This is a genomic window from Pseudoalteromonas sp. JSTW (genome assembly GCF_013423925.1).
GTDB classification, from domain to species: domain Bacteria; phylum Pseudomonadota; class Gammaproteobacteria; order Enterobacterales; family Alteromonadaceae; genus Pseudoalteromonas; species Pseudoalteromonas lipolytica.
Window position 1 is genome coordinate 548,614 of record NZ_CP058972.1, and the last position, 24,626, is coordinate 573,239.

The following is a 24,626-nucleotide window of genomic DNA, read 5'->3' on the forward strand; positions in this document are numbered from 1 at the left end:
GTGAATTTATATCCAATTATAATGTATTTTTATTCTTTCAGTCATGCGTTATTTGCAATTAAATGCAAAATAACTGAATAAATACTCTACTTTACTGTTGTTTATCGGTAAATGGGCAGTGAGTGCAGCCATTGGAACAGCAATGACCACGCTTTAAAAAGAACCAGCGGCTAAATACCATGTAGTTGTTCTGCATTGTGTAATCGAGATTTTCTATTAAGTTTCCATGATGCGAAAAGGGTTTAGCAAAAGCCAATTGCTGTGCAAGGGGCTGTTCATATAGCGTAGATAAAAATAGATTTATCTTTTTAATTGTACAATCACGGCATAAACAGGATGTTGCGGCGTCATCAAGTGGTAAAATAGCAGGTAATTCATTACACCAGCATGCGTTTATATCGTCGGCACGGCATGTCAGTGTCGCATTACACTGTGAGCAACTAAGGATGGTCATTGGCTAGAAGTAATTTTTTGATATTAATAGGTAAGCATAGCAAATGGATAAATTAGACGCACTAAGTCAGTTTGCGAGTTTTGGTAAGAAACGCGAGCAAGCTGTGGCTGTAATCGTTAATACCGCAGATGATCAAGGCGCTATATATACACTCACAAAAGCAACTTTTTGTAATGTACTAGAGCGTGTGATCAGCAATGAAATTGATATTGATGAGTTAGAATTATGGGCGAGTGTTTTAGAGTCACGCCAAGATATCGATGAAAGTGCTGTTGAAGGGGCTATTTTTGCGTTGAGTAATGCTGAGCAAATGGGCGAGCTGAGTAAAGAGACGCTGATTACGTTATTAGCACTTATTAAGTAACTTTTTTGGCCGCCAACGCGGTGATTGCACAACCGGGAGTGAGTAATAAAAAACCGTGCTGCTTTAACAAACACGGTTTTATTATTTTTTATAGCTGTCGCTACTTATGATAACCCAAGCAAGTTTCTACTTCGTTTTTGGAACCTAAAATCACCGCAACACGTTGGTGAATGGCATTAGGTTGGATATCCATAATGCGCTCAGTGCCGGTAGAAGCAATACCGCCAGCTTGTTCAATTAACATTGCCATAGGGTTTGCTTCGTATAGTAAACGTAATTTGTTTGGTTTATTGGGATCTTTTGTGTCAGTAGGGTAAGTAAAAATCCCCCCTCGACATAACACGCGGTGAACATCTCCGACCATTGCGGCAATCCAGCGCATGTTAAAGTTGCGTCCACGAGGACCTGTATCACCAGCAATCAAGTCAGTAATGTAGTTTTGCATAGCCGGTTGCCAATGACGTTGGTTAGAGGCGTTAATTGCAAACTCACTGGTCTCTTCAGGGATACTGGCAAAGTCTTCTGTTAATAAAAAGGTACCGTGTGTTTTATCTAACGTAAAAAAGCGAGTGCCTTTACCCGTTGTTAATGCCAGTACTGTCGATGGGCCATATAAAACATAACCAGCCGCAACTTGGTTTTTACCTGGTTGCATGAAAATACTTTGGTCAGCTGGGTCTGCACCTTCAGGGGCTTCCATTATTGAAAAAATAGTACCAACTAAGGAGTTTATGTCGGTATTTGATGAACCATCAAGCGGGTCAAACGCCACAATATACTTTGCGTCCGGATTCCCTGCTACAGTGAAATCTTCTTCTTCAGAAGCGATGGCTTTTACGTAGCCCGATTCTAATAAGATATCTTTTAAAAGCTGGTTGGTAAGGACATCAAGCTTCTTTTGTGTTTCACCTTGAATATTTTCATCAAGAGTTGACCCTAATACGCCAGAAAGGGCGCCTTGGCCAACACGGAATGAAATTTCTTTACATGCCGCAAGAACCGTTCTGATCAATGAAATCAGTTCTCGTGGGCAGCCATCTTCTAGCAATACCGGTGGGAGTCTACGCATTCTATTTTCCTGATAACGTTGTAGCTAGACATTTTTTAGTGTGAGAGAGAATGTCTTAGCAAGCGCTGAATTTCGTCTTAAATAGCTGTTTTTTATCGGCGATACTTTATACTGCCTAATACCTGTACAGTATTTAAAACGCGAATAACAAAGATAAGATTATGCAAAAAATACCATTACTACGATACCTGCTCTTAGCTGTGTTACTTACTATGATAACCCAAGCACACGCAGCAATTAAGTCTATAAATGATTTTACTGAAAAAATGACACATTTTTCAGGTTACTTTTCCTTTTATTACGACACTGAAAACGGCAAAGTCTATGTTGAGGTAGATAAACTCACGCAGCCGTTTTTATTACAACAAAGCTTGCCGTATGGCGTTGGCTCGAATGATATTGGTCTAGACCGAGGGCAACTTGGCAATACCCACCTTGTGCAGTTCGAGCGTTTTGGCGATAAAGTCATGTTACGTGCACTCAATACGTATTATCGCGCTAACACTACCAATGTCGCTGAACAACAAAGTATAAAAGAGGCATTTGCGTCAAGTATTCTTGCCGGCTTTGATGTTGTCGCCCAATCCGATTCTGCCACCCTAATTGATTACACTCCTTACTTATTAAGTGATGTACATGGCGTTACTCGCAGCTTAGCAGCTCGGGGGCAGGGTAGTTTTAATGTAGACGCCAATCGAAGTGCGGTGTATTTAACGCGCTCAAACGCATTCCCAGAAAATACTGAGCTTGAAGCGGTTTTAACCTTTCAAGGTAGCAACCCTGGTAAGTATGTTCGTCAAGTTAGTGCGCACCCTTATGCGCTGACAGTGCACATGCATCACTCTTTAATTAAATTACCCGATGACAACTACACGCCGCGTAAATTCCATCCGCAGGCTGGTTTTTGGAGTATTGAACATAAAGATTATGCGGCACCACTGGATGAAACCATGTATGTGCGTTATATCCCGCGTCACCGTTTAGCTAAAAAAGATCCAAGCTTACCAGTTAGTGAGCCCGTTGAGCCGATTGTGTATTATTTAGATCCAGGTGTGCCTGAGCCAGTGAAAACAGCACTGATAGATGGGGCTAAATGGTGGAACGATGCTTTCACAGCAGCAGGCTACAAAAATGCCTTTATTGTGAAGGTGCTGCCTGATGATGCTGACCCTATGGATGTGCGCTACAACGTGATTCAATGGGTGCATAGAGCAACCCGAGGATGGTCATATGGCAGTTCAGTGATTGACCCACGTACGGGTGAAATTATTAAAGGCCACGTGACTCTTGGTTCATTGCGTGTACGTCAAGATATCTTACTAGCAGAAGCATTAGCTGCCCCGTATTTAGAAGGGAATGAAGTGGCAACGCGTTTACATGCGATGGCGCTTGACCGTATTCGCCAACTCAGTGCGCACGAAGTAGGGCACACACTGGGTATTTCTCACAACTTTGCAGCGTCTGTTGCCGACAGAGCCTCTGTCATGGATTACCCGCATCCTTTATTAAGTTTTAATGAGCACGGTAAATTGGATGTTAGTCGCGGCTATGCATCTGGGATGGGCGTTTGGGATACTCAAGTCGTTAAATATGGCTACAGTGATTTTAGCAATCAAGATGAAACAAAGCAGCTTGCTGCTATTCTTGCCGAAAACAAAAGTAAAGGTCTTGAGTTCATCTCAGACAGTGATGCTCGGGCACAAGGTGGGGCACACCCTACGGGACATCTTTGGGATAATGGCAGTTCGCCCAGTGATGAATTAATGCGTGTACTTGCTGTGCGCAAACAAGCACTCGCTAGTTTTGGCATTCATAATATTAAAACGGGTACTGCATTGTCGCAGTTAGAGGAAATGTTAGTGCCGTTATATTTGTTCCACCGCTATCAAGTTGAAGCTGCAGTAAAGCTCGTAGCTGGCGTAAACTACGAATATGAAGTACGAAATGGCTCACAACCTAAAGGTGCACAGGTGGTTGCAAAACAAACGCAACAATTAGCCGTTAATGCGCTTCTTGAAACGCTTAAGGCTGATAATCTTGTCTTGCCTGAATCGATATTATCGCTTATTCCGCCGAAAGCGTACGGAGAGTCAAAATCACGTGAGAGTATTGTTGGTCGTACAGGACTGACCCTTGATGCAATGGCACTTCCCGAAGTGGCGGCGACACATAGTTTAAGCTTACTGTTTAATAGTCAACGTGTTAACCGTTTGGCACAACAACACGCTAGAAGCGATGCGTTTTATGGGTTAGATGCGTTATTAGCACAAACGTATCAGCAAATTTTTGAGCAAAAAATGGGTGACGGCCTAGCGGGTAAAATAACTCAGCGTGTACAACTGTTAACGGCAAAGCAGTTCGCTGATTTAGTTGCCAGTGATGAGGTTGATCCTGAGGTGCAAGCGCAGTTTCGTTATTACTTGGCAAAGCTTGCAAAAAGTTATCAGCAAGAGTCAATGCTAGGCAGTGCCTCGGTAGGGAACAGTGCATTTAAGCAATTTTTGAGCGAGCAGGTGTCGCAATTTTTAGACACGGGGAAATGGCCGGATAACTTTAAGGCATTACCCATGCCTCCGGGCTCGCCAATTTAACTTATTAGTCTAAAAAGTAAAACGCCAAGCCTTACCATGGATGAACGTTTGAGCTATTGCGAAAGCGACGTTAGGCCTTGGCGTTTTACTTGCATAAAATTGGATATTTGCTAATCTAGCGGCCTCTCTTTTTTGTCTTTTTGGGGTGTATATGGCGTTACTCTCTCGCTCGTTATTGGCAGCGGCCATTGCATTCTCTAGCTTTTCTAGTTATGCCTCGTTAGAAAAAAAACAATGTGAGGTCGAGCTAAGTCATGGCTTAATTATTACTGACGATGTCATTCGTATTGTTGATAAAGGCCAAACTCGTGTGCAAATTAATAATAATAACCAGCTGTTTATTCGTGGTTATTGGGTTGATTTAAATCCAGAAGAAACCAAAGTTGTTGAGCAATTTAGTCTTGGTATCCGAGATACGGTGCCAGAATTAGTTGAACTGGCCACTGACGGTGTGAATTTAGGGTTGAGCGCAATTGAACAAGTTGTTGAAGGGATGTCTGATAAAGAGCCTGAAGTATTAAAAACTCAACTACAATATGTAGAACGCGCGTTGATGGATAAATTTAAGCGCGGTGATGACTTTTTCTTTATTGCTCCGCAATCATTATCGAAAATTGATGATTTCTTTACTAAAGAGATCAGTCAAAAAATTCACTCAGCGGTGCATGGTTCATTAGGCGCTATTTTAGTTTCGTTAGGGGATGCCTTTAAATCTCGCGAAGGAAATATTGAAGACCGCATCAACGACATGGGACAGCGTATGGATATTATATCTAAAGAAATAGATAAGTCCCTCCAAAAGAAAGCAGAGCAACTTGAAATGAAAGCTTCTGAGTATTGTGAGTGTTTGAACTCGTTAGATGTTACCGAGTCACGGTTGCAAAAAATAGTACCAGGGATGGCTGACTTTGATTTGGTACAGATTAAATCCTAATACAGTCCAGGTCTTAGTTAAGTTAATCTGTCTCGTCCTAAAATACGTTGACGGTTTTAATTGAAGGCCAGTAGCTTTTGCTCCTGGTCTTTTTTATGCACTTGGTTTGGGGTTTCCATGCCTAAACTCAAATGCGGCCTCATTTCATTGTATATTACTATTGATTCTTCGACGAGTTCACGTAGCTCTTTCAGATTTTGGCATTTATAGAGTAAGAATTCTTGCTTCAATATGCCATTAATGCGCTCCGCCAATGCATTTTGATAGCAATCATAGCCATCGGTCATCGATGGAGTAATGCCATTTTCATTAAGCTTTACTTGATATACCCGTGAGCAATACTGTAACCCTCTATCTGAATGGTGAATCGTACTGCATTGATACTGACGATTAGCGATGGTCATATCTAATGCCTTAACCACATCTGTCGCCTTCATTTCATCACTGAGTTCATATCCCATAATTTTGCGACTATACGCATCAGTTACCAGCGATAGATAGTGAACACCTTGCGTTGATTGAACGTAGGTTATATCACTTACAAATACCTCTTCTGGCCTCGATGGTTGTCTATCTTTAAGCAAGTTAGGATGCTTTTTCATCCAATGTTTACTAAACGTCGTTTTTGTATAACTACGCTTAGGTTTAACCAATAAATGTTCACTTTTTAAGTAACTAAAAAAAGCATCTCGACCTAAACTTATACCTTGCTCTATGAGTTTGGGTTTCAGTAGAAAATATAATTTCCTTCCACCTAAACGCGGCATAAAGCGTCGTATTTCCAATACCATCGCTTTAACTGGTGCAAGTTCAATAGCACGCAATTTAGCTCTGCTCTCTCGTTGATATATTGCTTGTCTCGTTATCCCAAGCAGCTTGCAAGCACGTTCTAAGCTAACTATTTTTTGCTTTTGAAGGCTTCTTGCTCCTTGGCAATATACTTTTTTCTAAGGTTTGTCCCATGCTCAGCGTCAAGAATATTAACCACTTCATTGAGTAACAGGTTACGTAAGTGCTCATCTTCGAGCTCTCGTTCGAGACGCTTGATTTTTTGTGCGGGGCTTTCTTTGGCTTTAGGTGATTTAGGCATAGTCATCTTAGGTGATTGAGTCCAATCCATCTTACCGTGTTTTCTCAACCAAGTAAGCACAGTTGAGCGACCTTGTATGCCATAAATTTTTTGGGCTTGTTTATAAGTCATATCGCCTTTTTCTACAGCGTCGACAACTTGTAATTTAAAGCCTAATGAATAATCTCGTTGTGTTCGTTTGATCGGTGTATTATTTGACTTGGTCATAATAAGTCCTAAATGTGTAAACACATTTCAGGACGAGACAATCAATAATAAAAAGCCCAGTTGTTTACTGGGCTTTTTAGTGTCATGTACTGTGTTGTTTTAAATGTGCTGACACATTGAGAACTCATTATGACAAATGCACATAAATAACACGTTAAGTGTACTCATTAGCTAAACTTAGCTGTTTCGGTTTCTAAGTTTGTGGTGAGGCCTTTAATTAAATCAGTCGCAGTGTGTGCTTGATTTGATACATTGGCTGTTTGTGCTGCGGTATCAGAGATGGTCACAATACGTTTTGCCGTATCTTCACCTGCATCTAGCTGCTCTTTCGCTGCAATTGCAATTTGGTGACTCATTTGAGCAATGGCACTAAGCGAGCTGGCGACGCGATTAAGCGCTTCGTTTGCTTTAGTCGACTTTTCTACCGTTTGTTCACTGGTTGCAATACTTAACGACACGGAAGATTTAGCATCTTGCGTTGCTGATTGCAGTTTCCCAATCATATTACGTATTTCTTCGGTACTGGTTTGAGTACGCTGCGCAAGACCACGCACTTCATCGGCGACAACGGCAAAACCACGACCTTGCTCCCCCGCTCGGGCGGCTTCAATGGCTGCATTCAGAGCAAGTAAATTTGTTTGCTCCGCAATACCTTGAATAACGCTAAGTACGTTAGCGATATTATTTACCTCATCATCAAGTACTTGAATGTTATTGCCCGCATTGTCAATTTGCTTCTCTAACAGGGCAATGGTTTCGGCTGCTTCGTTGGTTAAATGGCTGGCACTTTGCCCTTGATTCTCAGCTTCTTGGACTGAATAAGCGGCTTGCTCGGCATGCTCAACGACGGTTTGCGCTGAGGCGGTTAATTCGGTAATTGCAGAGGCGACTATCTGCGTTTCCTCATTTAAGCTGCGAGTAAGTCTATCAAGTTCAATTGAACGTGATTCATTGTCAACACTTTGATTTTGTAAGCTGTCGGTCACGTCTTTAATACCGCCAACAACGCCTCGCAAACCTTGTTGCATATAATGCATAGCGGCAATAATGCTTTCACTAGGAGCATCTTGGCGAATAGGCGAATGCAAATTACCACGCGATACGTTTTTAACAATGCCAATTACTTCATCAATTTCACCGCCTAAAGCATTGGTGAGTGATGAGCCAAACCGAGCGATAGCAAACGTGAGAGCTATCGCAATGAGCATTGATAAAGCGAGCAACCATTTTGCGGTGCTCCAGTAGCGCTCATCAACTTCTTTTGCGCTGATACCAGTACCAACATACCAACCGAACAGAGGTGTTTTTTGCACGACAGAGGTTAAGTCGACGGTTTCACCGTCACGGACAGAGTCCCAATGATAAGTAATAATTTTATTGGTAGTATTACCCACCAGTTTTTCAACCATGCGACCAATACTGTTACCACTGGCATCTTTAAAGTCATTAAAGCTCGTACCATGCAACTCGGGATCATGCGGTGTGGCAACAAAATCAAGGTTGTTGTCGACCACATACACGTATTCAGAGTCGTGATATTTATTTTCTCTAAGTACTTGGATTGCGAGTTTTTTGGCTTGTACTTCTTCAAGTTGACCGTTTTTAACCATCAACTCAAACTGTTCTACAATGTTGGTAGTACTTTTCATTAGTTGGTTTATGCGAGCGATATTGTCGCTTTCACTGGCATGACGTAATGATTGCAAACCTAGTAAAGCTATCGCTGATAACGCGATAAAAATAGCGATAGCAAAAAAGGTGATTTTTGTTTTTAAAGCTAGTCCTGATAACACAGTCAGCCTCCTTTATTATTTCCCCTTTAATCTTCTACCATGTTTATCAGCATTAATTAAGAAAAAATGACAGCGTTATCATGATTTTTACTCAAGTCCCTATTTAGAGTATCAATTCAGCGTCTGTTAGCGGACGATATTCACCACTCTTTAAGTTTTCATCAAGGTGAATGTCGCCTATTTTTTCACGATGCAATTCAACGACTTTATTGCCAACAGCGGCAAGCATTCGCTTAACTTGATGGTACTTACCTTCGCAGATTGATAAACGTAAACTGTAACTCGCAAGTTGCTCAACAATGGCTGGGCGAGTTAACTCTTTTTCGTTATGTAATTGCACACCTTGCTGCAGAGCTAAAATAGCATCTTCATCGATAGGCTCTTGTGTTTCAACTAAGTACGTTTTGAATTTATTGTGTTTAGGAGCCGTAATTTTGTGTGACCAATCGCCATCGTTAGTGATGATAACAAGACCTGTCGTATCGATATCTAAGCGTCCGGCAACATGAAAATCACTCATGTTTGGTTCGTCTAATAAATCAAACACAGTTGGGTGTAAGTCATCTTTATTTGCGCATACATAGCCTGAGGGCTTATTGAGCATAAAGTAGCGTTTACCTAAAAATACTAACGGTTCGCCTTGCCAACGTACATCGTCTTCTTGAGTTATTGAATAATCAAACGAGGTGATCACCTCACCATTAACGCTAGCGTACTTACGCTTTATACCCGCTCTGGTTTTACTGCGAGGTAACTCTGCAATATGGCTGATAAATTTATCTAAACGGCATGGAAATTTCATTGGGATCACATTTTTAGTCGGCTACAATGGCGGCGAGTATAGCGGATACTAGTGACCTATGACAGTACAGCAAGGACAAATTTTACAGTACTACAATGCGCAAATAGAGCAGGGAGTCTTAAGTGATGATGTTGCTCAGCGCAATGCCATTACTGCGCTTGATAGTTTAGCCTTTGAGTTAACAGCCCCAACATCTTTCTGGAAAAGACGAAAGCCAATTAAAGGCCTTTATCTGCACGGTCCAGTTGGACGCGGTAAGTCGATGCTGATGGATGTGTTTTTCCATCATGTCGATATCAAAGAAAAAGTGCGGTTGCACTTTCACCATTTTATGAAGCAAGTGCATGCACGTTTGGGAGAATTACAAGGACAAAAAAATCCGCTGTCTGTTATTGCCAAAGAGTGGGCCGCGCGAATTAAAATACTTTGTTTTGATGAATTTTTTGTCTCTGATATTGGCGATGCAATGATTTTAGCAGGGCTTTTTGAAGCGCTATTCGAGCATCAAGTTGTACTGGTTACCACCTCAAATTGTCAGCCTGAGAGGCTATATTGGAATGGCCTACAACGTGCACGTTTTTTACCGACTATTGATTTATTACAACAAAATTGCTGTGTGATGAGTATTGCGGGCGAGACTGATCATCGGCTTCGCTTTGGAAAACAAAATAAACACTTTGTTATCAATAATGATGAAGCAATAAAAGAGCGCTTTTATGCGCAAGAGCAAGCAATTACTGAGAATCAGGCTATAACGGTTCACAATCGAAGTATTTGCTTCGTGCTAAAGGCAAAAGAAGCCATTATGTTTGATTTTATGGCGCTGTGCTCAGGAGCACGCAGTACGGCTGATTATATCTATTTAGCTGAGCAGTTTAAACGAGTGTATTTGCTTAACGTCCCCGTTATGGGACGAGGTGCGACAGGTAAGCAGATAGTACACGGTATTGAAGACAGTTATCAGCGTGAGAAACAAGATTTACAAGAACATTTTTTAGATGATGAAGCGCGGCGTTTTATTGCTTTAGTGGATGAATTTTATGATAGAAATAGGCTGTTGATTATATCAGCCGAGGGGAGCATAAGTGAGTTGTATCAAGGCCACAAGTTAGCATTTGAATACGCCCGAGCAGAATCACGCCTTATTGAGGTACAAACATGGTGAAAAAAGACGAAGCCATCACGCTTCGCCTTTACCAGGGATTGCTTGGGAGCATTAAAATATTTTTTTAGAAGCTATATTGCGCTCCAATAAACATATAGCGGCCTTTACCACCACCCCAATCAGAGTTGAAGTTACCTGTTCCATGTGGGAAAAACGCCCCATTGTTATCAAAGATGTTGTTAATACCACCTGATAAACGTAATTCGCTGTTATTATCTAGTTCCATAGTGTATGAAGCTGCTAAGTTGTGTTTTATAAATGAGCCAAACTTTTGAAATGCAAGTGGCTCAGGGTTACTAATACAATCAGCTGATTCATTTGCACACTTTTCAGTATTTTTAGCAATCGCTTTTTCGTAATCTCGATCTAGCTGTTCATCTTCTCGGAAGCTTCCTTGGAACTGAGAGCTCCAACGAATACGTAAGTTTTCATTGCTCCACGAAAGCGAGAATGCAGCTTTATCTTTACCTCGTCCATAGCCAACATAGTTGGTTGTTACGAAATCACCATCTTCACCTAAAAATGTTTGAGAGTGTTCAATGATATGGTTGTAATCAAGTTTGACTGCGATATTACCCATGTCATCTAGGTCAAAGTTATAGGTAGCTACAACGTCATAACCGCGAGTTCTAATTTCATCAAGGTTATATTCACGCTGCTGTATCTTATTGATTTGTCCATCACTACCGCGGGTAATATCATTACAAAATGGGTTAGTCGTACCATAGCCAGTATCTGATGCGTAACATTGATATAGAATATTCTCATTACTTATTTCATCAATTGCATCCTCAATTGCGATATCGTAATAATCAACCGCTAAATTGAAGTCTTTTAGACTCTCTGGTGAATAAGTGAAGCCAGCAGTATAAGTATCTGCGGTTTCTTCTTTTATATTACTGTTACCAGATGATGGAGAATAACCGCTGTTGTCATCATCAAGTTCAAAACTAGCATCCTCTGTAATTAGAGCTGCGATAGCTGGATCTAGACGACAGTTATTGTGACCTATATCGTCAGAAGTTGCTGTCACCCCATCACAGATGTCTTTGTATGAATCGTAATCACCACGTTCAGGTGACATGAATTCGGTAATTGTAGGAGCGCGTTGAGCTCGTGCATAATTTGCACGTAAAGCGAGTGTATCAACAGGTTTCCAAAATAACCCTAACTTATAACTAGCAACAGTGCCTACTTCGTCAATGTCGTAGTTAGAGATACGTATTGATGTTTCAGCGTCTAAACTTTTTGCTAAAGGAGCATCACGTAAAAGGGGAATACCAAACTCTGCGAAGGCCTCAACTACATCAATTTCACCGTAAAATTCTGGCATGTAGTTATAAGTAATACCGCCCGTTTGCATGTCTGTAGATGTTTTAATGTCTTGCGAATCTCTACGGTATTCACCACCAAAAACAGACGACACATAACCCGCTGGTAATTCGAATAAATCACCACTAATGTAACCCATTAAGGTAAGTTGTTCATTGGTTGTTTCAAGTACTGGTGTCGAGCGGATCCAGTCAGCCATTTCAGGTGTGATAGAGCCTTCACCAAATAAATTAACAGCCACACAACCTTCATCACGTGCATCACTGTCAGCACATTGAATAGTGCCATCATTTAGCTTTTCAGCATCAAGGGCTTGTGCTAAACGTACTAAGCTAAGTTCATTGGCGCGTACTTGTTTTTGCTTGTATCGACCATAACCTACAGAAACATCCCAATCCCACATTTCATCAAACATAGTGCCTTGTAAGCCCGCCCATGTTCGAATTGTCTCGCGGTTATTGTCAGTGCTAATATTGCCCACTTCATTGAATCTTCGGTCCCAATATATACGGTCTTTATACGGGTCGCTATCGATAATTCTTTGCGGTACGTAAGGGTTATCAATAGGAATATAACCAGCTGAGAATGGTTCTGCTTCACCAGTCGTTGGGTTAATATAAACGACCTCACTGCCTTCTGATGTGTCTTCTGGTGATTTGTTATTAAATGAACCACTTTTACTAAATTGCACTTGCGCATATGCAGTAGTGCTATCATTGATATCAAAATCAGCTTTTAGAGCAAGTGATAAGTTATCACTCGGTACGTTTAACATTACATACTGAGCTGAGTTGATGCCGTATAATTCTTCGTTTCCAGCCCAATCATCACGTAAATTTGTACCGTCATACCAAAACTGCGTATCATTCTTTGAGCTTTCTAAGAAAACACCGCCAGGAAGACCGTCACTTCTATCTCGCCAGTCAGCACGTGTGGTATCGCGCATACATTGGTCGCCCGTAGTTGTGCCAACACCATTACATAGTTCATCTTCGTTATAGAATACGTCGGCTTCCATCTGGGCACGCTTTCTATCGTAGTAACTAATACCAAAATCGCGGTCCCAGTTTGCACTGACATACATATAACCACGATCTTCTGCAAATGAACTGCCGTAGTTTGCATCTATGGTAAAGGTTTTACCTCCACCTTCATCAGTGCGGCCAGTTTTAGCCGAAAAATCAAAGCCTTCTTTTTTCGACTGGGTAATAATATTAACTACACCGGCTACGGCATCAGCGCCATAAGTAGCAGAGGCACCACCACTAATGATTTCAACACGTTCAACCATACCACTCGGGATAGTGTTAAGGCTTACATAGTTACCACTGTAACTATTTGCTACAACACGACGACCATCTATTAGGGTAAGAGTTCTATTAGCACCTAGATTACGAAGTTCAACAGTTGATAAACCTGTATTAGAGTTATTTGATTGGCTAGTTGTGTTACCAATATCTATACCTAAACCGGGCATATTATCCACAAGTATATCTGATAAATTAGATAAACCAGTGTCTTCAATCGCCGCTTTGTCCATCGTTACTAAGGGGGTTGTTACAGAAAAACTATCACGCTTTAAGCGCGAACCAGTAACAATGATTTGCTCAACGTCTTCTTTGGCTTCGGGTTCAACATTAACAGAGTTAGCAGTTTGTTGACGGTCAATTTTAACTTCTTCAGCTTCATTTGCATAAGCTTGCTGGCATAAAGCGCTCGTTACAGCAAGCGCGATAGCACACGGTTTGATTAGTTGATTTCTCACGGGTGTTCCTACTTATGTTGTGTTTATTTTTAGTTCTAAAAAACCAGAGTGAAGCTCAATTAAGGGCAGTTAAGTATAAATGTACAGCGAGCAACACTCTGGTTGTCAGGTATTGACGTTAAAACTTTTATATAAATGTGAATGCAACTACAACTAACCATGACTCGTTTATGTCTCTATTTAACATCTATTGAATGTCTATTTATTTAAAATCAGTAGGTTAGCTGTGAAGATGCTATTAACTAGTTCTTAACTTTAAAGCTGGTTAAAAGGGAGGATTTAAGATAACTTGAATAAGCTATATACTGCTACATACCAACAATGAGGGTTATTTTGAGTTAATGGAAACAACTAATCGTGCTTATCAATTGGGTCGTTGTGTTATTAACCCGCTAGAAAACAAACTGATCCATGATAATAGCGAGCAAATCTTACAACCAAAGTTTATTGAATTACTCGCTTGTCTTGTTGCGCGTTATCCTGAAGCTATTACCCGAGAAGAGTTAATCAATATTGTATGGGAGGGGAATTTTTATGTTGGTGAAAAAGCATTAACCAATGCAATATGGCATTTACGTAAAGCATTTAAAGAGCTTGACCCTGAACAGACTTATATAGAAACGTTGCGTAAAACAGGGTATCGACTGGTTCAACCTCCCTCTGAATGTGCGTTAAGTGGAAACGAAAAAAACAAAAGTAGGCGCTTATCATTGATTAGGCCGATTCTTGCGGGTGCTTTTGTAGCCGTTTTTGTTATTAGTGTTGTTGCTTTGTATTGGCAGTTTTCTACCCAACCCGATAATCAAGATAATACTGCATTTTCACTCCCCCTTAACAGTATCGAAAGCGTAACGGCAAGTCCCGGGCGAGAAATATACCCTGCGATATCAAACGACCAGCATTATTTAGTGTATTTATGGCGACAGTTAGGCAAACCGACCAACTTATACTTACGTGATTTGCACTTTCCTGAGCACCCAGCAAAACAACTCACTGACTCACCTTACACTAAAGGCCACTCTGTATTCAGTCCTGATGCAAAGACTCTCTATTATTATCGGTATCAAACAAATAAGTTTTGTGAGATTGTTAAACTCTCTTTAGTGAACGCAACCAGTGTGGTACTGACTGAGTGTAGTCGTCAGTTTCGAACTGATTTAGACATTAGTGCTGATGGTCGTACATTAGTTTATATTGATGAACAAATTTCTGAATCTGGTAAGTCTGTTAGTCGCTTAAAACTACTTGATTTACATGCTAATCAATTAAGTGAAACATTTATACCCTGTACAGATCACTGTGACGTAATCGATGAATCAGTGTCATTTTCTCCGGATGCTCAGCAAGTAGTGGTGACTCGAAATGTTGAAAATGATCAAAAAGCATTGTTTTTAATCGATGTGTCTTCTGGGGAAAGCCGCCGCATTACCGATAATTTTGTTGATATTCATGGCGTTGATTGGCATCCACATAAAGATAAACTGGCTTTTACAGCTGTGGAAGCAGGAAAGCGTTATGGGTACTTTTACGACATAAGTGACAACTCTTTAATAAATACACAAATTGCAGGTATGAGTTCACCTAACTTTAGTAGTGATGGCAGTGTGTATTATCATCAGTGGGATCTCGATAGAGTGATCACGCGCTTGAAAATAGACGAGCAAGTTGCAAGTTCACCTTTTTCAATGCTTTCAACTAATTTTAGCTCTCGTTTTCCTGAATATAACGAGCAACAGAATAAACTTTTATATGTATCTGATGAATCTGGTAGTTCACAATTATGGATTGTGAACCCTGATAGTAGTTCTCGCAAACAGCTTACTGATTTTAGTCATGTTACAGGGCAAATACTCGATCCCACGTGGTCACCTGATGGCCGCTATATTTTGTTCTTTTTGGAAAACAAAGGACGCACGTCTTTATATTTTTATGATTTCAAAGTCGAGCAAAGCCAAGCGCTAACGCTGCCATTTAAGCCTGATATTAAGCCGAGATTTTCAGCAGACAGTCAATCGTTTTTGGTGTCGGATGGTGATTATTTATACCGTTATGATTTAAATGGGCAAATTAAAGGCAAGGCTGTAAATACTAAAGCTCGTTATGGTATTGAGACATCGCAAGGCGATATATTATTTAGTAACTCAAATGATGCTATTTGGGTTAAGCATCACGACACAGGTGTAGAAGAATTACTGGTACAGGATATTAATTTAGCGCATCACTATACATGGTTATATGTTGCTGAAAATGCTTTTCATGAAGGGCGTATTTATTACTATAAAGTGCGCTTAGGCGACTACCGTATTAGCTATTATGATTTAGAAACACAACGTCATTTTGATTTAATTGCGTTACCTGAACGAGCATACAGCCGCTCATCAGGTTTAACCTACATACCTAATGAGCGTTGGTTAGTCTATACCGCTTATTTATTGCCTGAGATAGAGATCAAGCGTTTACCTGCCGAGTTTATACCCTAGTTTCTCTAACTCTAGTTTTGCTGCCTCTGTTTTACAGCTTTGCCGGTAAGTATTAAAAGAAAAGGCATGTATATGTAATTACGGTGTCTTTATCTGATAGCCAAGGCAGCGAAATAGGGGACAAATTCTGTGTAAAACAAGAGGGCTTAAGGCTAAGCGCGTACAAGACTAAGTGGGTTTTAACACTGTGGGTTTAAAACTAAATGCCTTAAGTGCAAGTACGTCTTAATCTGTTCAGTTACCTGTTATTCATTACCCATTCTCATTAACGGTGTAGTTAACTGCAACATTAAGCACTCCTTTAAGCATTGGGTGGTTAATGTTGCAGCTTTAAATTGCATTTATTACAGTGGCTTTTTTTCACCGGTAAGCGTTGCTCTAAAAAACTGGTTGTTTTCCCATAGGAGCAATTCACCTTCTTTTCCTCGTTTGATTGAGCTGTCGATCGCGATAACCTTACCATCGAAACGCATTTCGATTGATGGCATTGAAGTATGGCCTACGATTACTTTACTCGCTTGTAACTTTCTTAGCACGCCAGCAACCGCTTCATCTTTAAGTTGCTCATCTCTAAAGTAGCCTCGATACCAGATAGGGCCTGTTTTTCCATGTAAAGTAGCCCATAAAGGATTGGCTTTTAATTCCTTCTTACTTTTAGATATGCTGTCTCTAAACGCTTGGTTTGCACTTTCAAGTGTCATGTTTAGATTCAGAAAGTCCTCATGAATGCCCCCATGTAAAAAAATAAAGTCATTTAATTTTATAATGGTTGATTTACTTCTTAACCAGCGGCCTAACACACTTTGCACGCTGTATTGCTCTGTTAGATTATCGTTAAAAAACGAGACGGTATGTTTATATTTGGGGTGCAGGTAGCGTTGGTCATTTCGCAAAACTAGATATTCATGATTACCGAGAAGGTAATGAACGTGACCTCCGGCAATTGCTGCTTGTTGCTCAAGCTTGAATACTAGCCAAAGTGCTTCTGTAACAGTGTCGCCACGGTCAAAAATATCGCCAGTTATGATTAGGTGCCCAGTACCATACTGCCAATTTAATGCGTCGTTTATTACACCATTGTTGATGAGCAATTTTTTAAATATTGCAAATTGCCCATGGATATCACTGATTGCAGCAAACTTTTTTACATCACTATATTGATCCTTGTCTGTCGCTTTAAACTCCTCAGGAATAGCAAGTGGGCCAGCATAGTTTGTAATTTCTAGCTTGCTGTTAATCACATCAAATTGTTGGATGTGATTGTTATTATAAAATAAATAAGGGCCATCATCATACTTGGTGCTTTTTTCATCGTTATTGTGTGCCAATGCTGTGGTGATAAACAATGAGTTTGTAAGAAGTAATGTGTAAATTAAAAACTTAGAAAAGAGCATGTTAATACCTCGGGTTCTCTTTAATTGCGTATTACAAAGCTTTAAGAGATATAAAGCAAAGTGAGTAAATATATAAAGAGCAGATTAATGTAACGAAAATAATAAACGTAAAATCAAGCATTAAAGCCAGTACACCTTTTTGCTCTTCACGATACTTATGCTTTCGCTTTGCTATGGAGTGATTATTCATTTTTACCTCCTAATTTTCTATGTGCGTTACGTTATTTGTCTCTATCATCAGGTGCTAGGGATGTACTCGAAGGTGTTAATTCATTGCAACATCCATCACTAAGGTAAGGCGAAAAGAGCACCTGTAATGAGTTATCGCAATTACAGAATGAGGTAACAAATCATTTAAACTCTATTTTTGATGGCTTATATGTCTTTTTTACATCTATTTTTAAATATTGTTTAATAAAAACAATTTGTTATGTTTTTGATGATTTTAAAGAGAAGCGAATAAGATTGTAGCTATGTAACTCATTAGTCTAAAGTGAGTACGTTAAAGCCAGTACCTAAAAGCCAGTAACTATGTAATATTCGCTCTCTTTTGATGGTTTATTAGCTTGTTTTATTACTGGGTAACACTTTGAAAAAGCGACTACTAACAGCATTCGGCGCTGAAATAGTGTTAGAGGGAGAGTAAAGCATTGAGTGAGAACCACGACACTAATCTAAGTGTACTGAGGATGTTCGCTTAATGACTAAGCAAGCAAGTTATTATCATTTTTAAACAGCACATTCTTTTGATTTAAAGGGAGAGCTGAATATGCACAGAGTTGCTCATTGGGTTTTGCATTGTCGCCCAATGAGCGTGGTGAGTGCTTACTGCTTATTTGTTGCCTTAAATAGAAATGAAATGCTTATGAATAGAGTTTCTAACTCAGCAAATTGTTTAACACTTGCAGTAAATGTCTGGGTTCATGTCGGAAATGTTGACACTTAAGCTGTACGAACGACGACAGTATGTTCTCAAACAATTCAGCAATTGCTCACTCAAGAGTTGCTTTTGTTCAACGGTACGACCTTGCATTATCGATGCGCTAATGTGAATAAAACCGTCTTTTCCTTCACCTAGCTGGTAGTGTTGATAAGCGATGGCACGCGTTTTTATGGTTGATAGTTCGAATAAACCAGAATCAAAGACTGCCAAGTGTACTTTTTCAACCAGCACTTGCGGAAGAATTGGTAAGTCTTCAGAGTGTTCAATAACAATATGCGGCATGGGGTGTTCCTTAAAAGCGGTAGCTAAAACCGATGTTTGTCTGAAATTGGTTCAACACATCACCGTCGAAATGCCAAAGGCATTGTTCGTTTTCTGATGTGGGCAAGGTACATGACACATTACTTGCATTATTTACAATAGTCGCCAACCAGCGACTTTCAACATAAACACGTACATTGTCGGTAAATAAGTACTCAGCACCGGCATATAAGCCTGTGGTAAAAAAGGTATCAGACTCTGTAAAGTTGGTACTAACATGGTTTGCACCAATTTGTGCACCGACAAAGCCACTGATGTTTTTACCTAGAGGCACTTCAACAGCACTTTGAAATAGTAGGTATTGCATCTCGATTTTCTTATCACTCTGTGCTTCCATATTCAATGTTGTTGCTGAGTAAAATAGCCCATACCGTGCTGATTCAATAGTTCGGTCAATGCTGAATGTAAATTGACTATCATCGTCGAGATCAATTTTTAGGTTTTCTTCGGTTTCTAATGATTGACTGAAATTCTTGCCAAAACCTGCACTGACAGAATACCCAGCAGAGGCGGTGAAACTCGTTAGCATTAAGCACAATACAGTTAGCGACTTTTTCATTGTTTAGGTGCTCGTTGTTGAGGATGTTTTGAGATAGTATTGAAACATAGCAGGCAAATTGTTGTAAATGCATAACGCGCGTTTTTATAAGGATAACTAACATGAAGTTACTGAAATATGTAGCCTGTGCAGCGACTTTGGCGTTGCTCAACGGCTGTTCGGATGAGGCTGCGTCAGTCAGTTTAGGGCTATTTACGACTAAAGATATTAAAGTTGTATCACAACAAGACCCACTTATTAGCGGTGTAACCTGTCATATTAGTCATATTGAGGCGAACCTCGATTTTGCCGATCCATCGGATATGTCGATATCGTGTCGTCAAACGGGACCAATTACGGCTCAGCAGTTACAAAGTATCGATCGTAGTAAATCTGGTGAAGTGGTGTTTAAGTCATCGAAAAGTATTTTATTTAAATCGTTAAAAGTCCGTCGCATTTATGATGCGCCAACGCGTACTTTATTGTATCTATCTTATTCAACCAAAGAGTCAACAGGCAGCCATCATCACGCCTTATCTACGGTGCCTTTGTATAATACCGAAGCATGGCAGTGGGCACTTTCACAAGAGTAAATTATGTTAGCACTATTTAAATCAGCCCCATTAGTTGATGAACAAGAACAACAATGGTTAATAGACACGTTTATGTGGGCTGTTGAGCACTTTGACAGCGATTACTTTTTAAATCAGACACAAATAATTTTGCCGAATAGTCAGTTCTTTCCTGACAGTGTGTCTAGCATTGAAGACATGGCAAAAAAGGTATTTGCCCGCGTTGTTGATTATGCCGGCATGCAAGCGTGGCCAGTTAATTTGGTCTCGCCCTCGCAATTAACACCACAGGTATTTCCTCATTTTGCGTTTCAAGACTCATTAAGAGGGGAAAGTGCAACGCTTATGGTACCTGCCAATCATTTGATTAATGTGTCGTTTAACCAAAATCAAATTAACCAACCACAAGATTTAGTGGCGAGCTTTGCTGGTACGTTGGCAACCATATTGATTCATCATGTTGGCGTGTTACCGCCAGGTGGAAAAGAGTTTTTACCACAGGCCAGTGATGCACTTGCGTGTTATTTAGGGTTTGGGGTTATGATGAGTAACACGGTCTATCAGTTTAAAGGTGGATGTGGGTGTGGTTATAATCCGTATGCAAATCGTCAGGCTGCATTAACAGAGCCTCAAACGTTATTTATGCATGCACTGGTCACGCACTTTAAAACAGACAATCAAACTAAAAAATATTTGAAACCACATTTACGTAGCCAATATAAAAAAGCACAAAAGCAGATAAAAGCCTTTATTAATGATAGCGCTAATCCTTTGCTACTTGCTTTAGATGAACAAAAAGTAGGTTAGTTAGCACGTGCAATATGTTGATGAATTTTTATTAATTGCTGTGGCGCATTTTTTTGCTGTGGCAAGCCCCGGCCCTGATTTTGCTGTTGTGCTTAAACAAAGTATTCAACAAGGGCGTAAAAATGCGCTTTGGACTAGTGCGGGAGTGGGCGCGGCAATACTGCTGCATATTGGCTATTGTGTTTTAGGCGTGGCGCTTATTTTGTCACAATCACCCAGCTTATTTATGGTGCTTAAATACGTGGCAGGTGCATATTTAGCTTATTTAGGCGTACACGCAATTCGCAGTGCTAAGCCCGCTCACACTGATGAACAAACACTCACTGAAACTGCACCTGAATCCTACTTCAAAGCGTTTCGACGTGGCTTTTTTACTAATGCGCTTAATCCTAAAGCGACATTATTTTTTATGTCGTTATTCACACTTGTAATTAGCCCAGATACGCCAGTTGGAGTGCAAGCTAGCTATGGGGTGTATATGGCTGTGGCTACTTGGCTGTGGTTTTCATTTTTATCACTGGTGCTTTCTAAGGCATCGGTTCGCGCATTTTTTTTAAAGCGTGGTTATTGGTTTGATAGAGGCATTGGTGTGGTGCTAATTGCCTTAGCCATTCGTGTAGTCGTGTGAGGTGATTATGACAGTATATAACTTTTCATTTGGGTCAAACATGTCGTCAAGTCGTCTATTAGCTAGGCTGCCTGAAGCAAAGCGTGTCGGGACAGCGGTATTGAAAGGCTACGAACTGACGTTTGATATGGTGAGCACAGATGGCTCAGCTAAATGCAGTATTCGTCAAACCCACGAGCCTGAAGCGTTAGTTTATGGTGTGGTGTATCAGTTAAGTTTAGCTGAAAAAGCGATATTAGATGAAATTGAAGGTCCACGATACGATTGTGTTGATGTGTGTGTAGAATTAGTTGAAGGTGAGCAATTGACAGCGCATTGCTACATTGCCAATACATTAGACAGCGCGTTACTGCCATTCGACTGGTATCTACAGCATGTTCATCGCGGCGCACTTGAAGCTGGCGTGCCAAATCATTACAGTGAAGCTATCCTATCGCGAGATAGTCGCGATGATCCAGATAAAACCCGAGCAGCGAAAGAGTTCGCTATTCATAACAATAAAAATCACCAAGGTACATTATGACATTCCGTAAATTAGCCGTAGCAGCTGCGCTGTTAACTAGCTGTGCATTTAACAGCTATGCCGATATCGACACGAAAAAAATAGAAAAAGTTATTGAAACCTCAATGGCACGTTTTGATGTACCGGGGATGGCTGTTGCGATTGTTGAAAATGACAAGGTAGTGCTAGCTAAAGGTTTTGGTATTGCGAACCTTGATACCGGTAAAAAAGTGAACAAAGACACGTTATTTGGTATCGCCTCTAATACAAAAGCGTTCACGGCAGCCGCGTTAGCAAAATTGATTGATGAAGGTAAGTTAAATTGGGATGACAAGGTGATTGATCACCTACCTGAGTTTCGTTTATACGATTCGTACGTGACCCGAGAAATGACCATACGCGATTTATTAAGCCATCGCAGTGGCCTTGGTTTAGGCCAGGGCGATTTGATGATCTGGCCTGACACGGATAAATCGATTGATGAGATTATCGCAGGTCTAAAATATTTAAAACCGGCAAGTAGTTTTCGCAGTAAGTATGCGTATAACAATTTAATGTTTGTTACGGCAGGCGAAGTCGTTGCACGCGTCTCAGGCATGAGCTGGAATGATTATATCGAAAAAAACATACTACAACCCCTTGCGATGGAAAATTCACGAGCAGGTTTTTCACGTATTCCTAAAAGCAATAAAAACTGGGCAATAGGCCACATTCCGATGGATGGTCAGTTACACCCATTTTTCGTTAATTACTTAGAAGATTTTCGTGGTGCAGGTGCAATAGCATCCAGTGTAAACGATATGAGCCAGTGGCTACGTACACAACTTGCTCACGGAAAAATGCCTAACGGTGAGCAACTATTCACAGAAAAACAACAGCAGCAAATGTGGCATCCACACATTACCTCACTGGCATCAAAAAGTGCCTATGACATGTATCATCAGCAATTTAGAGGTTATGGCTTAGGGTGGAGTATTGAAGACTTTCATGGAATTAAAAAGCTAGGCCATGGTGGTGGGATTCTTGGCATGGTTTCGCAAGTAACGTTACTCCCAGAGAAAAACCTTGGGATTGTCATTTTAAGTAACCAGCAAGCATTCAGTGCATTATCAGCTGTGACTTACGAAGTATTGGAAGATGCCCTTGAACTTGACGATAAAGATTGGGTGGAAGAGTTAGCGAAAAAGCATTTTGAGAACAAAGAAAAGGCCTACGCGAACGCTACGCCAGAAACCCCCGCTGATTATCAACCTAAACTGCCTAATATTAATTACACAGGCACATTGCATGATAACTGGTATGGCGATGTAATAATTGAAGAATTAAATGGTCAACTACGTATTGATTTCACTCATACCAAACGTTTAAAAGGCCAGCTTGAGCATTACACCGGTAATACGTTTATTGTTAAATGGGATGAGAAGCTGCTTGAAGCAGATGCGTATATCGAGTTCCAAATGAACCCCGATAACCGTGTCAGTAGCGCGACAATGCGTGCCGTTTCGACCGAGGTCACTGACTTTAGCTTTGACTTTAGAAACCTCGATTTACAGGCTAAAAAGTAAACCAAAGTCGCAAAGCCGCCACATGGCGGCTTTGTTATAATCGGAGAAAATTGTTCAAGGAGCATGTTATGAGAACGGCTGTTATCTCACACCCAATGTGCCGTAAACACAAAATGATAGAAGATCATCCAGAGTGTCCAGCACGATTAGATATGATCACTGATCGCTTACTGGCAAGCGGTGTTGATATTGCGGTAACTCATTTACAAGCGCCCAAAGCCACCCGGAATGACTTCTTACGCGCTCACGATGAATCCCTTGTTCGGCATGTTGAGCAAACGATTCCAAGCTCAGGCCTTGCTGAACTAGATGGTGATACATGGTTATGTCCCGACTCGATGAAAGCCATTGAGCGAGCTGTAGGGGCGGGCATACTTGCGGTTGATGAAATTCTTGCTGATAACATTGATGCGGCATTTTGTTCTATAAGACCCCCTGGCCATCATGCTAACCGCACCACTTCTGCAGGGTTTTGTGTCTTTAATAATTTAGCAATTGCGGTTAAGTATGCCCAAAGTAAAGGGGTTCAACGCATTGCAATTGTTGATTTTGATGTCCACCATGGTAATGGTACGCAAGACATCTTTTTAGACGATGAAAATGTATTATTTTGCTCTTTGTTCCAACATCCTTTTTATCCGAATACGGCTGTTGAAAATAATCAAACTCTGGTTAATTCTCCCTTGCCAATTGCCAGTGATGGTAATGATTTAAAAGCTGTTTATCTTGAGCAATGGCTTCCTAAACTGACTGAATTTCAGCCTGAGTTATTATTCATAAGTGCGGGATTTGATGCTCATTTAGAAGATGATATGGCAAGCTTAAAGTTTGTAGAAGATGACTATGCATGGCTAACATCTCAGCTCGCTGAGCTGTGTGAGCAACAACACTGCCGGGGTATTGTGTCTTTTTTAGAAGGGGGATACGCTCTTTCTGCATTAGGTCGCAGCGCCGTTGCTCATGTAAAAGCGCTGGTGGATGCGCCCTAAGACTCCAGCAGTGAAAATGCTTGTTGCGTAGTCAGTCTCGTTACCTTACTGAGACAACAAATACCTTCTTGAGTTAAATGTTGCGTTACGCGCTTTGCCAGATCTGTATCACTCAATGGGGCGAGTTGGTTATTATTTAAGTCAAAGTGCTGGCCGTTTTTGGCTATTAAAATGACCTGATTTTTTTGATTTTCATCTAAATTAAATAAGAAACTCTCCAGATCACTCTCATCTTTTAAGTAATCCAACTCCTGCTGTGCGCAGATGATCAAGGGAAATGATTGGTGCATTTATTGTCCTGCATCAAAGCTACATAGGTTG

Annotated in this window: 21 protein-coding genes; 11 read left to right on the plus strand and 10 right to left on the minus strand. The window is 40.6% G+C overall.

The genetic code is table 11. The features are described from left to right. Positions 1–91: 91 nt before the first annotated feature. Entirely contained in the window at positions 92–454 is a 363-nt protein-coding gene (locus GZH31_RS02660) for a DUF5522 domain-containing protein (RefSeq protein WP_075594066.1), read from the minus strand. Positions 455–497: 43 nt separating this feature from the next. Here GZH31_RS02660 and GZH31_RS02665 point away from each other — a divergent pair, with 43 nt between their 5' ends. Further along, entirely contained in the window at positions 498–818 is a 321-nt protein-coding gene (locus GZH31_RS02665; RefSeq protein ID WP_036971092.1) for a hypothetical protein, read from the plus strand. Between the two features lie 100 nt (positions 819–918). Here GZH31_RS02665 and GZH31_RS02670 read toward each other — a convergent pair whose 3' ends face one another. Beyond that, positions 919–1,887, minus strand: coding sequence for a class 1 fructose-bisphosphatase (locus GZH31_RS02670; protein ID WP_075594067.1), 969 nt, complete (start codon positions 1,885–1,887; stop codon positions 919–921). A gap of 161 nt (positions 1,888–2,048) precedes the next feature. Between GZH31_RS02670 and GZH31_RS02675 the strand changes: the two genes are divergently transcribed. Then, on the plus strand, positions 2,049–4,478 hold the full coding sequence (locus GZH31_RS02675) for a zinc-dependent metalloprotease (protein ID WP_075594068.1): 2,430 nt from the start codon (positions 2,049–2,051) through the stop codon (positions 4,476–4,478). A 151-nt stretch (positions 4,479–4,629) separates the two neighbouring features. Further along, positions 4,630–5,412, plus strand: a complete 783-nt coding sequence (locus GZH31_RS02680; protein WP_036971085.1) for a YggN family protein — start codon at positions 4,630–4,632, stop codon at positions 5,410–5,412. Between the two features lie 56 nt (positions 5,413–5,468). On the opposite strand, the gene GZH31_RS02685 is transcribed toward GZH31_RS02680, so the two are convergent. From GZH31_RS02685 to rsuA, 3 genes are all read right to left on the minus strand, one after another. Then, positions 5,469–6,709 (minus strand): IS3 family transposase gene (locus GZH31_RS02685; RefSeq protein ID WP_374027183.1). Its coding sequence is split into 2 segments (ribosomal slippage): positions 5,469–6,352 and positions 6,352–6,709, totalling 1,242 coding nucleotides; the frame shifts between segments, so codons are not numbered across the junction. Positions 6,710–6,876: 167 nt separating this feature from the next. Beyond that, positions 6,877–8,502: a methyl-accepting chemotaxis protein gene (locus GZH31_RS02690; RefSeq protein ID WP_180311348.1), complete on the minus strand. Its 1,626-nt coding sequence runs from the start codon at positions 8,500–8,502 to the stop codon at positions 6,877–6,879. Positions 8,503–8,605: 103 nt separating this feature from the next. Beyond that, positions 8,606–9,304, minus strand: coding sequence for a 16S rRNA pseudouridine(516) synthase RsuA (rsuA, locus tag GZH31_RS02695; RefSeq protein ID WP_036971079.1), 699 nt, complete (start codon positions 9,302–9,304; stop codon positions 8,606–8,608). A gap of 58 nt (positions 9,305–9,362) precedes the next feature. Here rsuA and zapE point away from each other — a divergent pair, with 58 nt between their 5' ends. Then, positions 9,363–10,469, plus strand: a complete 1,107-nt coding sequence (gene zapE / locus GZH31_RS02700; RefSeq protein ID WP_180311349.1) for a cell division protein ZapE — start codon at positions 9,363–9,365, stop codon at positions 10,467–10,469. Between the two features lie 64 nt (positions 10,470–10,533). On the opposite strand, the gene GZH31_RS02705 is transcribed toward zapE, so the two are convergent. Then, entirely contained in the window at positions 10,534–13,566 is a 3,033-nt protein-coding gene (locus GZH31_RS02705; protein WP_180311350.1) for a TonB-dependent siderophore receptor, read from the minus strand. A gap of 341 nt (positions 13,567–13,907) precedes the next feature. Here GZH31_RS02705 and GZH31_RS02710 point away from each other — a divergent pair, with 341 nt between their 5' ends. Then, positions 13,908–16,046, plus strand: coding sequence for a winged helix-turn-helix domain-containing protein (locus tag GZH31_RS02710; protein ID WP_180311351.1), 2,139 nt, complete (start codon positions 13,908–13,910; stop codon positions 16,044–16,046). Positions 16,047–16,390: 344 nt separating this feature from the next. Here GZH31_RS02710 and GZH31_RS02715 read toward each other — a convergent pair whose 3' ends face one another. From GZH31_RS02715 to GZH31_RS02725, 3 genes are all read right to left on the minus strand, one after another. After that, positions 16,391–17,440 carry a metallophosphoesterase gene (locus GZH31_RS02715; RefSeq protein ID WP_118843992.1) on the minus strand — a complete coding sequence of 350 codons (1,050 nt, stop codon included), beginning with the start codon at positions 17,438–17,440 and terminating at the stop codon, positions 16,391–16,393. Positions 17,441–18,335: 895 nt separating this feature from the next. Continuing rightward, entirely contained in the window at positions 18,336–18,665 is a 330-nt protein-coding gene (locus tag GZH31_RS02720; RefSeq protein WP_065978132.1) for a 5-carboxymethyl-2-hydroxymuconate Delta-isomerase, read from the minus strand. 10 nt (positions 18,666–18,675) lie between these two features. Then, positions 18,676–19,263, minus strand: coding sequence for an outer membrane beta-barrel protein (locus tag GZH31_RS02725; protein WP_180311352.1), 588 nt, complete (start codon positions 19,261–19,263; stop codon positions 18,676–18,678). Positions 19,264–19,364: 101 nt separating this feature from the next. On the opposite strand from GZH31_RS02725, the gene GZH31_RS02730 reads away from it, so the two are divergent. The 6 genes from GZH31_RS02730 to GZH31_RS02755 all read left to right on the plus strand — a co-directional run bounded on the left by GZH31_RS02730 (position 19,365) and on the right by GZH31_RS02755 (position 24,305). Next, complete coding sequence (locus GZH31_RS02730) at positions 19,365–19,835, plus strand: CreA family protein (protein WP_065978130.1); 471 nt, start codon at positions 19,365–19,367, stop codon at positions 19,833–19,835. A 3-nt stretch (positions 19,836–19,838) separates the two neighbouring features. Beyond that, positions 19,839–20,621, plus strand: a complete 783-nt coding sequence (locus GZH31_RS02735; RefSeq protein ID WP_036971055.1) for a hypothetical protein — start codon at positions 19,839–19,841, stop codon at positions 20,619–20,621. 7 nt (positions 20,622–20,628) lie between these two features. After that, a complete protein-coding gene (locus GZH31_RS02740; protein ID WP_036971052.1) occupies positions 20,629–21,249 on the plus strand; it encodes a LysE family translocator in 621 nt (206 codons plus the stop codon). A gap of 7 nt (positions 21,250–21,256) precedes the next feature. Beyond that, positions 21,257–21,772, plus strand: a complete 516-nt coding sequence (locus tag GZH31_RS02745; protein WP_036971050.1) for a gamma-glutamylcyclotransferase family protein — start codon at positions 21,257–21,259, stop codon at positions 21,770–21,772. After that, the gene (locus GZH31_RS02750; protein WP_065978128.1) at positions 21,769–23,316 is read left to right on the plus strand and encodes a serine hydrolase; all 1,548 of its coding nucleotides are present in this window, start codon (positions 21,769–21,771) and stop codon (positions 23,314–23,316) included. Before GZH31_RS02745 ends, GZH31_RS02750 begins: the two co-directional genes overlap by 4 nt. A gap of 68 nt (positions 23,317–23,384) precedes the next feature. Then, a complete protein-coding gene (locus GZH31_RS02755) occupies positions 23,385–24,305 on the plus strand; it encodes a histone deacetylase family protein (protein ID WP_036971046.1) in 921 nt (306 codons plus the stop codon). On the opposite strand, the gene GZH31_RS02760 is transcribed toward GZH31_RS02755, so the two are convergent. Then, a complete protein-coding gene (locus tag GZH31_RS02760; RefSeq protein ID WP_036971045.1) occupies positions 24,302–24,595 on the minus strand; it encodes a DUF4144 family protein in 294 nt (97 codons plus the stop codon). The two genes, GZH31_RS02755 and GZH31_RS02760, sit on opposite strands and share 4 nt — an antisense overlap. Positions 24,596–24,626 lie beyond the last annotated feature (31 nt).